The organism is Klebsiella sp. BIGb0132 (assembly GCF_024810075.1).
In the GTDB taxonomy this organism is placed as follows: Bacteria; Pseudomonadota; Gammaproteobacteria; order Enterobacterales; family Enterobacteriaceae; genus Klebsiella; species Klebsiella terrigena.
Genome location: NZ_JANUDW010000007.1, coordinates 189,518 through 202,423, shown reverse-complemented (window position 1 = coordinate 202,423; position 12,906 = coordinate 189,518). Strand labels below are relative to the sequence as shown.

General features: G+C 53.6%; 10 protein-coding genes and 1 tRNA gene. 8 read left to right on the top strand and 3 right to left on the bottom strand.

Annotated elements, in window-relative coordinates:
- From M2416_RS19205 to argG, 3 genes are all read right to left on the bottom strand, one after another.
- The gene (locus M2416_RS19205; protein WP_076946558.1) at positions 1–552 is read right to left on the bottom strand and encodes a YfaZ family outer membrane protein; all 552 of its coding nucleotides are present in this window, start codon (positions 550–552) and stop codon (positions 1–3) included.
- A gap of 451 nt (positions 553–1,003) precedes the next feature.
- Positions 1,004–1,633 (bottom strand): winged helix-turn-helix transcriptional regulator, encoded by a 630-nt coding sequence (locus M2416_RS19200; protein ID WP_076946559.1) that lies wholly within the window; start codon positions 1,631–1,633, stop codon positions 1,004–1,006.
- Between the two features lie 166 nt (positions 1,634–1,799).
- Positions 1,800–3,143 (bottom strand): argininosuccinate synthase, encoded by a 1,344-nt coding sequence (gene argG / locus M2416_RS19195; protein ID WP_076946560.1) that lies wholly within the window; start codon positions 3,141–3,143, stop codon positions 1,800–1,802.
- A 451-nt stretch (positions 3,144–3,594) separates the two neighbouring features.
- Between argG and M2416_RS19190 the strand changes: the two genes are divergently transcribed.
- The 8 genes from M2416_RS19190 (at position 3,595) to pnp (ending at position 12,853) form a co-directional block, all read left to right on the top strand.
- Positions 3,595–3,671 (top strand) — tRNA-Met (locus M2416_RS19190).
- A gap of 205 nt (positions 3,672–3,876) precedes the next feature.
- Positions 3,877–4,329, top strand: coding sequence for a ribosome maturation factor RimP (gene rimP, locus M2416_RS19185; RefSeq protein WP_071844987.1), 453 nt, complete (start codon positions 3,877–3,879; stop codon positions 4,327–4,329).
- A gap of 27 nt (positions 4,330–4,356) precedes the next feature.
- Positions 4,357–5,844, top strand: coding sequence for a transcription termination factor NusA (gene nusA, locus M2416_RS19180; protein ID WP_041147391.1), 1,488 nt, complete (start codon positions 4,357–4,359; stop codon positions 5,842–5,844).
- A gap of 24 nt (positions 5,845–5,868) precedes the next feature.
- Positions 5,869–8,559: a translation initiation factor IF-2 gene (infB, locus tag M2416_RS19175; RefSeq protein WP_041147390.1), complete on the top strand. Its 2,691-nt coding sequence runs from the start codon at positions 5,869–5,871 to the stop codon at positions 8,557–8,559.
- Positions 8,560–8,713: 154 nt separating this feature from the next.
- Entirely contained in the window at positions 8,714–9,115 is a 402-nt protein-coding gene (rbfA, locus tag M2416_RS19170; protein ID WP_041147389.1) for a 30S ribosome-binding factor RbfA, read from the top strand.
- The gene (gene truB / locus M2416_RS19165; RefSeq protein WP_076946562.1) at positions 9,115–10,059 is read left to right on the top strand and encodes a tRNA pseudouridine(55) synthase TruB; all 945 of its coding nucleotides are present in this window, start codon (positions 9,115–9,117) and stop codon (positions 10,057–10,059) included. The genes rbfA and truB overlap by 1 nt, the downstream gene beginning before the upstream one ends.
- Before the next feature lie 147 nt (positions 10,060–10,206).
- A complete protein-coding gene (rpsO, locus tag M2416_RS19160) occupies positions 10,207–10,476 on the top strand; it encodes a 30S ribosomal protein S15 (RefSeq protein ID WP_004868066.1) in 270 nt (89 codons plus the stop codon).
- A 241-nt stretch (positions 10,477–10,717) separates the two neighbouring features.
- Positions 10,718–12,853 carry a polyribonucleotide nucleotidyltransferase gene (gene pnp / locus M2416_RS19155; protein ID WP_076946563.1) on the top strand — a complete coding sequence of 712 codons (2,136 nt, stop codon included), beginning with the start codon at positions 10,718–10,720 and terminating at the stop codon, positions 12,851–12,853.
- Positions 12,854–12,906 lie beyond the last annotated feature (53 nt).

Genomic DNA, 12,906 nt, shown 5'->3' with positions numbered 1-12,906 from the left:
TCAGAAGCGGAAGTTGAAGCCGGCGTAGGCGCCGTCGGCCAGCGTATTGTCACGATGGCTGTTTTTGCCCGCCATATCCATATAGCGATAACCCGCTTCAATACTCAGCGACTTAATGACGTTTATTCGCATACCCGCGTTAGCTTCAACGTAGTCGTCTACGCCGCTGGACATGGAGTCCGGAGAGTAATAGGCCTCCCCGAAGAGGGTGAAGAAATCGCCGAGCGGTAATTGTGCCCCGCCGCCAAGCGCGATGGCGTAACCCTCATCGCTATCCTGCGGATTGAGGTAGAGCGCTTTGCCCCCCATGGTCAGCAGAAACGGGCCGAGGTCAAAGTTATAGCCCATACCTAACCCTGCGATATCCCCGTCGTTATCGCTATGCGCCCAGCTGCCGTTGAAGGTCATGCCCGGATCGTCTGCGTTAAAGCTGGCGGAAAGATGGGTAAACTCTTCCCCCGCCTCGCCGTGGAGGTTAACCGATGCGCTAGCGGCGCCGCTGGCGCAAAGCGCCGCGACGAGCAGAACTGATTTTGACGTGAACATGCTCATTGTGAGTTCCTTCAGGTAAAAAAATACCCGACACGAGCGTTCGGGCAAATAAGTAGCGTGTTTTGGGTTCTAACCGCCGTTGACCGCAGAGCTGAACGGCAGCCGTTATCACGCCACGCAGAGCGACACGCGCGGCGTGAGCGCTGATGCGGGCAGCGATTTGTGTGAACAACAGGGTTGGGTGCTGACGCGTATGACCTTAGAGATCGCAGAGGCAAATGCAGTCGGCACAGCGCGGGTATTTAATGCGAACGCTGGCGGAAGAGTTGTCTTCATTTCTGGGCCTGTTGTTTGGTTTTTAACGCACATTTTTCAGTGCGATAAATACAGGCGCCCAGAATAAAATTATTTATCGCTTGCCGTTATCATTTGTTTGTTTAAATTTAAATTGCATCCAGCGCCCTGGTAGCTGGCCCCGCAATACATCAGCGATAAGCACCAGCACGGTGGCTTAGAATTTCTCAGGTAGCGTGTTCACGCTTTGCAAATAACCACCGCGGGCGAACTCAATATATCCGCCTTTTTTTAACGCTGACAGCACGTTCAGAATACTGCTGCGCGAAAGATGGGTTCGGTCCTGAATATATTCCAGAATAGATACGCGTAGCCGCGTTTCATCAGGCATAAGAAGCATCTCCATCAGATGATTGCGGATGACCGAGTAGGTTCGCTGCTGCAGGACCAAATCGTCCCGATAAACCAGGTACGAGGTATGGTATGCGAGCAGGCTGGTAACCTCTTCCCACAGGCTGTGCTCCCGGAACAGCTGGATGGCGCGATCGCTATCGATACGTAATACATCGGAGGGGATCTCCGCCCGTAGCCCGTGGCTCCGACTCGGCTGGAGCATCTCCGCGACGCCAAAGAGATGCGGTTCATAGACGGTCACTATCAATAATTTGTCAGATGAACGGATAACTGACAGCTCGCCTTTTTTAAAAAGATAGAGCTGGGTTTTCCCTTTATAGTCACAGGCCAGCCTTTTTCGCGCAATCACATTCATTGGCGTGGCGTAAGGCTCAAGCGTCTCCAGCAGGCGATCGATCTCCCGCTGTGGTCTGACCGGGGGTTTTATATTCATTGGGGCCTCACATCGGAAAGGATAAATCTATGCGGAAGATTATAGACAATAATTATTAGATACCGCGACCGGTAAAATTATGAGCCCCAGATTTTAGGGCGTGCAATTCTGACGAAAGAAAAAAGCCGACGGATTAGCGTCGGCTGAAAGAGTAGATGAAAATAGATTATTTGTCTCTATTTTCCAAATTCTCAACCTGCGGCAGACCGGTGGTTGAAGACGCGGTGAGCAGGCCGGATTGTGCGTAACCGAACAGCTTATCGCGGGTATCGGTGATATCCAGATTACGCATGGTCAGCTGGCCAATACGGTCTTCTGCGGAGAACATTGAGTCGCCTTTCTCCATCGTCAGACGCTCTGCTTTATAGGTCAGGTTGTCGGAGACGGTGTTCAGTATGGAGTAATCATTACCGCGACGCAGCTCCAGCGTCACCTCACCGGTAATCGCGCTCGCCACCCAACGCTGCAGCGCATCACGCAGCATCAGCGCCTGAGAGTCAAACCAGCGTCCCTGATACAGCAGGCGACCCAGCTGACGCCCGTGGGCGTGGTACTGCTCAATGGTATCTTCGTTATGGATGCCGGTCAGCAGACGCTCATAGGCAATGTGCAGCAGCGCCATGCCCGGCGCTTCATAGATGCCGCGACTTTTTGCTTCGATGATACGGTTTTCAATCTGGTCACTCATGCCAAGCCCGTGACGGCCGCCGATGCGGTTTGCTTCCAGCATCAGCTCCACGTCATCGCTGAAGGTTTGGCCGTTGAGCGCGACCGGATGACCCTGCTCAAAGCGAATGGTCACTTCTTCCGCCGGGATCTTAACGCTCTCATCCCAGAACTTAACCCCCATGATCGGGGTGACGATTTTGACGCTGGAGTTCAGGAATTCCAGGTCCTTCGCTTCGTGGGTTGCGCCCAGCATGTTGGAGTCAGTGGAGTAGGCTTTCTCAACGGACATTTTGTAGTCAAAACCGCAGGCAATCATAAACTCGGACATTTCCTGACGTCCGCCGAGCTCATCGATAAAGTCGCTATCCAGCCACGGTTTGTAAATTTTCAGCTCAGCGTTGGTCAGCAGGCCGTAACGATAGAAGCGCTCAATATCGTTGCCTTTATAAGTGCTGCCGTCACCCCAGATGTTAACGCCATCTTCTTTCATCGCGGCAACCAGCATGGTGCCGGTCACGGCACGACCGAGAGGGGTGGTGTTAAAATAGGTCAGGCCGCCGGTGGTGTTGTGGAATGCGCCGCACTGGATAGCGGCAATGCCTTCAGCAACCAGCTGTTTACGGCAATCGATCAGACGAGCGCCCTCGGCACCGTACTCTTTGGCGCGGCGAGGAATAGCATCGTAATCCTCTTCGTCCGGCTGGCCCAGGTTAGCGGTGTAGGCGTAAGGTACCGCGCCTTTTTTACGCATCCACAGCAGGGCGGCGCTGGTATCCAGTCCACCAGAGAAAGCGATACCAATACGTTGACCAATCGGGAGATGCTTAAGAATCGTCGTCATAAAATAAAACCCTGCTAGATAGACTGTTGTGAGTTCGGTTTACCAGGTCCAGAACCTGTCCCATTTGACTATTCCGTTTGCCATTGAGGTTCAGGGTCATGCTTAAAAACCTTTATGTATAACCATACACGCCGGTCTTCTCGCGCTGTCCATGCCAAGGTGGCGTAAAAATCACGTCAAATGGGATATGTCCCTATTGCATGTTTATGCACTAATAGTGAGTTTTCATTTAATCATCTTTTATGGATGACAGGAAGTGATTCATTGCTTTTTTGCTAAAAAAGGGCGAAATGCCAGCATAAACGGTAACCGGACAATGTGAAAAACATGTTGACAAAATATAGGGTTTATCAATACACTTTACCACGATTTTATGTCCCGTCCTCGGTACCAAATCCCAGCAGTATTTGCGTCTTTTACTCAATAAGAGTAAAATATGCCACGTTTCAGGCGCGGGGTGGAGCAGCCTGGTAGCTCGTCGGGCTCATAACCCGAAGGTCGTCGGTTCAAATCCGGCCCCCGCAACCACTTTCCCTTTGAGTACTTTTTCAAATATACTGTGAGGACCTGGTCCTTCGTAGCCGAATTTGAAAGAATTCTCCTGGAAGTGTTCCAGATCGCAGTTGCGATCGCAGGGTTCAGTTATCTAAAACCCCGATTTATCGGGGTTTTTTGTTATCTGACTTCAGAATAACTGGGCTATACGCCCTTTTTTTATGTCTTGGGGGTGGGTTTGTCCACATTAGAGCAAAAATTAACAGAGATGCTCACTGCGCCGGTTGAAGCGCTTGGCTTTGAGCTGGTCGGCATCGAATTCGTTCGTGGTCGCACTTCCACACTGCGCATCTATATTGATAGTGACAATGGCATCAATGTTGATGATTGTGCTGATGTGAGCCACCAGGTCAGTGCTGTCATGGACGTCGAAGATCCGATCACCGTTGCTTATAACCTGGAAGTGTCTTCACCTGGTCTCGATCGCCCGATGTTTACCGCCGAACACTATGCGCGTTTTTCCGGTGAAGAAGTTTCGCTGGTACTGCGTATGGCGGTTCAAAATCGCCGCAAATGGCAGGGCGTTATCAAAGCGGTAGACGGTGAAATGATCACGGTAACCGTCGAAGGCAAAGATGAAGTGTTCGCGCTGAGTAACATCCAGAAGGCGAACCTGGTTCCCCACTTTTAACAGTCTGGATTGAGGTGAAAGGCCCCGATGAACAAAGAAATTTTGGCTGTTGTTGAAGCCGTTTCCAACGAAAAATCGCTGCCGCGCGAAAAGATTTTCGAAGCGCTGGAAAGTGCTCTGGCAACGGCGACAAAGAAAAAATACGAGCAAGAGATCGACGTGCGCGTGAGCATCGATCGTCGTAGCGGTGATTTTGACACCTTCCGTCGCTGGTTGGTCGTTGAAGAAGTTACCCAGCCGACTCGCGAAATTACGCTTGAAGCGGCGCGTTACGAAGACGAAAGCATGAATCCTGGTGACTTTGTCGAAGACCAGATTGAATCCGTCACCTTCGACCGTATCACCACGCAAACCGCAAAACAGGTAATCGTACAGAAAGTACGTGAAGCCGAGCGCGCCATGGTTGTCGATCAGTTCCGCGAGCACGAAGGTGAAATCATCACCGGTGTGGTGAAAAAAGTGAACCGCGATAACATCACTCTGGATCTGGGCAGCAATGCTGAAGCCGTGATCCTGCGTGAAGATATGCTGCCGCGTGAAAACTTCCGTCCAGGCGACCGTATTCGCGGCGTTCTGTACGCGGTACGTCCGGAAGCGCGCGGCGCTCAGCTGTTCGTTACCCGTTCTAAGCCGGAAATGCTGATCGAACTGTTCCGCATTGAGGTGCCGGAAATCGGTGAAGAAGTTCTCGAGATTAAAGCTGCCGCTCGCGATCCGGGTTCTCGTGCGAAAATCGCGGTGAAAACCAACGATAAGCGTATCGATCCGGTTGGCGCCTGTGTCGGCATGCGCGGTGCGCGCGTTCAGGCGGTTTCTACCGAACTGGGCGGCGAGCGTATCGATATCGTCCTGTGGGACGATAACCCGGCGCAGTTCGTGATTAACGCGATGGCTCCGGCTGACGTTGCGTCTATCGTGGTGGATGAAGACAAGCACACCATGGATATCGCCGTTGAAGCGGGCAATCTGGCGCAGGCGATCGGCCGTAACGGTCAGAACGTGCGTCTGGCATCGCAGCTGAGCGGCTGGGAACTCAACGTAATGACCGTTGATGACCTGCAGGCTAAGCACCAGGCAGAAGCCCATGCGGCAATCGATACTTTTACTAAGTATCTTGATATTGATGAAGATTTCGCCACGATGCTGGTTGAAGAAGGTTTCGCCACTCTGGAAGAACTGGCCTATGTGCCGGTGAAAGAACTGCTGGAAATCGACGGTCTGGATGAATCCACCGTTGAAGCACTTCGTGAGCGTGCGAAAAATGCGCTGACCACGTTGGCGCTGGCTCAGGAAGAAAGCCTGGGAGACACCAAACCTGCCGATGATTTACTGAATCTGGAAGGTCTGGAACGTCTGATGGCTTTCAAACTGGCTGCCCGTGGCGTTTGTACGCTGGAAGATCTCGCCGAGCAGGGCATTGATGATCTGGCTGATATCGAAGGCTTGACCGACGAAAAAGCCGGAGAGCTCATCATGGCCGCCCGTAATATTTGTTGGTTCGGCGACGAAGCGTAATAAACTGTAGCAGGAAGGAACAGCATGACAGATGTGACCATTAAAGCGCTGGCCTCAGAGATTCAGACCTCTGTGGATCGCCTGATACAGCAATTTGCTGATGCAGGGATCCGCAAATCGGTCGATGACTCTGTGACCGCGCAAGAGAAGCAAACCTTGTTGACGCACCTGAACCGTGAACACGGCTCGGCGCCCGACAAGCTGACGCTGCAGCGCAAAACGCGCAGCACGTTAAATATTCCAGGTACCGGTGGAAAGAGCAAATCGGTACAAATCGAAGTCCGCAAGAAACGCACCTTTGTGAAACGCGATCCGCAAGAGGCAGAACGCCTTGCCGCGGAAGAGCAGGCGCAGCGTGAAGCGGAAGAGCAGGCCCATCGTGAAGCTGAAGAAACGGCTAAGCGAGAGGCGCAATTAAAAGCTGAACGTGAGGCCGCAGAACAAGCTAAACGTGAAGTCGCTGATAAAGCGAAACGTGAAGCCGCGGAAAAAGACAAAGTGAGCAATCAACAAACCGACGAAATGACAAAAACCGCCCAGGCTGAAAAGAGCCGCCGTGAAAACGAAGCTGCAGAGCTGAAGCGTAAATCGGAAGAAGAAGCACGTCGCAAGCTTGAAGAAGAAGCGCGCCGCGTGGCAGACGATGCACGCCGTATGGCCGCAGAAAACGAAAAGAACTGGACCGAAACCCCAGAAACGCCTGTTGAAGAAACCTCTGACTATCACGTGACCACGTCTCAGCATGCCCGTCAGGCAGAAGACGACAACGACCGTGAAGTTGAAGGCGGTCGTGGCCGTGGCCGTAACGCCAAAGCAGCACGCCCTCAGAAGAAAGGCAACAAGCACGCTGAATCCAAAGCCGATCGTGAAGAAGCCCGTGCGGCAGTACGCGGTGGGAAAGGCGGCAAGCGTAAAGGTTCTTCTCTGCAGCAGGGCTTCCAGAAGCCGGCTCAGGCCGTGAACCGTGACGTTATCATTGGCGAAACCATCACCGTTGGCGATCTGGCTAACAAGATGGCGGTCAAAGGCTCTCAGGTCATCAAAGCGATGATGAAGCTGGGCGCAATGGCGACCATCAACCAGGTCATCGACCAGGAAACCGCACAGCTGGTTGCCGAAGAGATGGGCCACAAGGTTATCCTGCGTCGTGAGAACGAGCTGGAAGAAGCGGTAATGAGCGACCGTGATACCGGCGCTGCGGCAGAAGCCCGTGCACCGGTTGTGACCATCATGGGTCACGTTGACCACGGTAAAACCTCTCTGCTCGACTATATTCGTTCAACGAAAGTGGCGTCCGGCGAAGCGGGTGGTATCACCCAGCACATCGGTGCGTACCACGTTGAAACTGAAAACGGCATGATCACCTTCCTGGACACCCCGGGCCACGCCGCGTTCACCTCAATGCGTGCTCGTGGTGCTCAGGCAACGGATATCGTTGTTCTGGTTGTTGCCGCGGACGATGGCGTGATGCCGCAGACTATCGAAGCTATCCAGCATGCGAAAGCAGCGCAGGTGCCGGTGGTTGTTGCGGTCAACAAAATCGATAAGCCAGAAGCGGATATGGATCGCGTTAAAACCGAACTGTCTCAGTACGGCGTAATGCCGGAAGAGTGGGGCGGCGAGTCTCAGTTCATCCCTGTTTCTGCGAAAGCCGGTACCGGTATCGACGACCTGCTGAACGCCATCCTGCTGCAGGCTGAAGTTCTGGAGCTGAAGGCCGTTCGTAACGGTATGGCAAGCGGTGCGGTTATCGAATCCTTCCTGGATAAAGGTCGTGGTCCGGTTGCTACCGTTCTGGTACGTGAAGGTACTCTGAACAAGGGCGATATCGTTCTGTGTGGCTTCGAATACGGCCGCGTCCGTGCAATGCGTAACGAACTGGGTCAGGAAGTGCTGGAAGCGGGTCCGTCCATTCCGGTTGAGATCCTCGGCCTGTCCGGCGTTCCGGCTGCGGGTGACGAAGTGACCGTTGTTCGTGACGAGAAAAAAGCGCGTGAAGTTGCGCTCTATCGTCAGGGCAAATTCCGCGAAGTCAAACTGGCGCGTCAGCAGAAGTCTAAGCTTGAGAACATGTTCGCTAACATGACCGAAGGCGAAGTTCACGAAGTGAACGTAGTACTGAAAGCGGACGTTCAGGGCTCTGTGGAAGCAATCTCTGACTCTTTACTGAAGCTGTCTACCGACGAAGTCAAAGTGAAGATCATTGGTTCTGGCGTAGGTGGTATCACCGAAACCGACGCGACCCTGGCTGCGGCATCCAACGCTATCCTGGTTGGCTTCAACGTGCGTGCTGATGCCTCTGCTCGTAAAGTGATTGAAGCTGAAAGCCTGGATCTGCGCTACTACTCCGTCATCTATAACCTGATCGACGAAGTTAAAGCAGCAATGAGCGGCATGCTGTCTCCGGAACTGAAACAGCAGATCATTGGTCTGGCTGAAGTGCGTGATGTGTTCAAATCGCCGAAATTTGGCGCCATCGCGGGCTGTATGGTTACCGAAGGTACGATTAAGCGTCACAACCCAATCCGCGTACTGCGTGACAACGTGGTTATCTACGAAGGCGAGCTGGAATCCCTGCGCCGCTTCAAAGATGACGTTAACGAAGTCCGTAACGGCATGGAATGTGGTATCGGCGTTAAGAACTACAACGACGTTCGCGTTGGCGACATGATCGAAGTGTTCGAAATCATCGAGATCCAACGTACCATCGCGTAATCTTCGTCGACTGCTGGGCCGCTGCGCCTGTTGCTGCAGCCCAACATTGACAGAAGATCGCTGAAGGTAAGCCGGGTTAGCGAAGCGCCACCCGGCAATAATTCTAAAAAGGGGCTTATAGCCCCTTTTTTGTCTTTATTCTGGAGAATTTATTATGGCGAAAGAATTTGGTCGCCCGCAGCGTGTAGCTCAGGAGATGCAAAAAGAGATTGCTATCATCCTGCAGCGCGAAATTAAAGATCCGCGCCTGGGCATGATGACTACCGTCTCTGGCGTAGAAATGTCCCGCGATCTGGCCTATGCCAAAGTGTTCGTGACGTTCCTGAACGACAAAGATGAAGCCGCTGTTAAGGCGGGTATTAAAGCGCTGCAGGAAGCATCCGGATTTATCCGCTCTCTGCTGGGTAAAGCGATGCGTCTGCGTATCGTGCCGGAACTGACCTTCTTCTACGACAACTCGCTGGTCGAAGGGATGCGCATGTCTAACCTGGTGACCAGCGTGGTGAAGCATGACGATGAGCGTCGTGTGAATCCGGACGACGTCAAGGAGGACTAATGAGTCGTCCTCGTCGTCGCGGCCGCGATGTGCACGGCGTGCTGTTGCTGGATAAACCCCAGGGGGCTTCCAGCAATGACGTACTGCAAAAAGTAAAACGTATTTATAACGCTAACCGGGCAGGGCACACCGGCGCGCTGGATCCGCTGGCAACCGGCATGCTGCCGATTTGCCTCGGAGAAGCGACCAAGTTTTCCCAGTACCTACTCGACTCTGACAAGCGTTACCGCGTCATTGCCAAACTGGGTCAACGCACTGACACCTCTGATGCCGATGGCCAGGTAGTGGAAGAGCGCCCGCTGGCCTTTAGCGATGCTCAGCTGGCCTCCGCGCTGGAAGATTTTCGTGGTGAGACTCAGCAGGTGCCGTCCATGTATTCGGCGCTGAAGTACCAGGGTAAAAAGCTGTATGAATATGCCCGTCAGGGGATTGACGTCCCGCGCGAAGCCCGGCCGATTACCGTCTACGAGCTGCTGTTTATTCGCCATGAAGGCGATGAGCTCGAGCTGGAAATCCACTGTTCAAAAGGGACCTATATTCGGACGATTATCGACGATTTAGGCGAAAAGCTTGGCTGCGGCGCGCACGTGATTTTCCTGCGCCGCCTGGCCGTCAGCAAGTATCCTGTTGAACGTATGGTGACGCTCGAACAGCTGCAGGCGCTGGTTGAACAGGCGCAAGAGCAGGATATTCCTGCCGCGCAGCTGCTCGATCCGCTGCTAATGCCGATGGACAGCCCGGCCTCGGATTATCCGCTGGTTAATATTCCCGAAACGTCGGCGGTATATTTTAAAAACGGTAATCCAGTCCGCACTTCTGGTGCGCCGAAGCAGGGTCTGGTTCGCGTAACGGAAGGTGAAGACGAGAAGTTTCTCGGCATGGGCGAGATTGATGACGAAGGCCGCGTGGCGCCGCGTCGTCTGGTCGTTGAATACCCTGTCTGAGGGCTGTTCTTGCGATAAAAGCTGGCTGCGAGTAGAATATCGCCGCCTGACGTCCGCAAAAATGTTTTAACATTTTCGGGCGTCGCATCAGGGGTTGCTGAATTAGAGATCGGCACCCTTTCTTTCTTTTAATTTTTGGAGTTCAAAATGTCTCTAAGCGTTGAAGCTAAAGCAAAAATCGTTTCTGAGTTTGGTCGTGGCGAAAACGACAGCGGTTCTACCGAAGTTCAGGTTGCACTGCTGACTGCCCAGATTAACCATCTGCAGGGTCACTTCTCCGAGCATAAAAAAGATCACCACAGCCGTCGTGGTCTGCTGCGCATGGTTTCCCAGCGTCGTAAACTGCTCGACTACCTGAAACGTAAAGATGTTGCACGTTACTCTTCGCTGATCGAGCGTCTGGGTCTGCGTCGCTAGTTCTGCGAGTTTCAGAAAAAGGGGCCTCAGGGCCCCTTTTTTCGACCAGGCGGCAGCAATTAGCTAAAAACTCATGTATTGTTGCTATTAATGATCTTCGTGCAGAGGTTCGCGCGGCTAATGAGAGGCTTCATCCGCAGGGGCGGGTAAAGGTTGTCATTAGTCGCGAGGATGCAGGAGATCGGGTCATCTGACGCTATATCCTCGATATAGCGTCACTTTTTGATAAAAGGATAGAATTTTGCTAAATCCGATCGTTCGTAAATTCCAGTACGGCCAACACACCGTTACCCTGGAAACCGGCATGATGGCCCGCCAGGCCACTGCTGCTGTCATGGTAAGCATGGATGACACCGCGGTATTCGTTACCGTTGTTGGCCAGAAGAAAGCGAAGCCAGGCCAGGACTTCTTCCCGCTGACCGTAAACTATCAAGAACGTACCTATGCAGCAGGTAAAATCCCGGGTGGTTTCTTCCGTCGTGAAGGCCGTCCAAGCGAAGGCGAAACCCTGATTGCGCGTCTGATTGACCGCCCGGTTCGTCCGCTGTTCCCGGAAGGTTTTGTTAACGAAGTTCAGGTTATTGCTACCGTTGTTTCCGTTAACCCACAGGTTAACCCGGACATCGTTGCCATGATCGGTGCTTCCGCTGCGCTGTCCCTGTCCGGTATTCCGTTTAACGGTCCTATCGGCTCCGCGCGCGTTGGCTACATCAACGACCAGTACGTACTGAACCCGACTCAGGATGAGCTGAAAGAGAGTAAGCTGGACCTGGTTGTTGCCGGTACCGAAGCTGCGGTCCTGATGGTTGAATCTGAAGCAGAACTGCTGAGCGAAGACCAGATGCTGGGCGCGGTGGTGTTCGGCCACGAGCAGCAGCAGATTGTTATTCAGACCATCAACGATCTGGTGAAAGAAGCGGGTAAACCGCGCTGGGAATGGCAGCCGGAAGTCGTAGACGCCGCGCTGAATGCCCGCGTTGCAGCCCTGGCTGAAACTCGCCTGAGCGATGCTTACCGCATCACTGATAAACAAGAGCGCTATGCTCAGATTGGCGTGATCAAAGCTGAAACTATCGCCACGCTGACCGCTGAAGATGAAACCCTGGACGCTAACGAGCTGGGTGAAATCCTGCACGCTATCGAGAAAAATGCCGTTCGTAGCCGCGTACTGGCAGGCGAGCCGCGCATCGATGGCCGTGAAAAAGATATGATTCGTGGTCTGGATGTTCGTACCGGCGTACTGCCGCGTACCCACGGTTCCGCACTGTTCACCCGTGGCGAAACTCAGGCGCTGGTTACCGCGACCCTGGGCACCGCGCGTGACGCACAGAACATCGATGAGCTGATGGGCGACCGTACCGACTCCTTCCTGTTCCACTACAACTTCCCTCCGTACTCCGTAGGCGAGACCGGAATGGTAGGTTCACCGAAGCGTCGTGAAATTGGTCACGGTCGTCTGGCTAAGCGCGGCGTACTGGCCGTGATGCCGACCACCGAAGAGTTCCCGTACACCGTTCGCGTGGTTTCTGAAATCACCGAATCTAACGGCTCTTCTTCCATGGCTTCCGTTTGCGGTGCATCTCTGGCACTGATGGACGCCGGCGTGCCGATTAAAGCCTCCGTTGCGGGTATCGCGATGGGTCTGGTGAAAGAAGGCGACAACTATGTCGTTCTGTCCGATATTCTGGGCGACGAAGATCACCTGGGCGATATGGACTTCAAAGTTGCGGGTTCCCGCGACGGTATCTCTGCTCTGCAGATGGATATCAAAATTGAAGGTATCACCAAAGAGATCATGCAGGTTGCGCTGAACCAGGCTAAAGGTGCGCGTCTGCACATCCTGGGCGTAATGGAGCAGGCGATTAACGCGCCGCGCGGCGACATCTCCGAATTCGCACCGCGTATCCACACCATCAAGATCAGCCCGGACAAGATCAAAGACGTTATCGGTAAGGGCGGCTCTGTCATCCGTGCGCTGACTGAAGAGACCGGCACCACCATCGAAATCGAAGATGACGGTACCGTGAAAATCGCAGCGACCGACGGTGACAAAGCGCTGCACGCGATTCGTCGTATCGAAGAGATTACCGCTGAGATCGAAGTTGGCCGTATCTACAATGGTAAAGTGACCCGTATCGTTGACTTTGGCGCATTCGTTGCCATCGGCGGCGGTAAAGAAGGTCTGGTGCATATTTCTCAGATCGCCGACAAGCGCGTAGAGAAAGTCACCGATTACCTGCAGATGGGTCAGGAAGTGCCGGTTAAGGTTCTGGAAGTTGACCGTCAGGGCCGCGTCCGTCTGAGCATCAAAGAAGCAACTGAGCAGACTCAGCCTGTAAGCGCACCGGAAGCTCCGGTCGCAGAGCAGGGCGAGTAAGGTTGCCGTTTGCCCTCCGCGTTTGCGGAGGGCGTATTACGGGCAGGACGCCT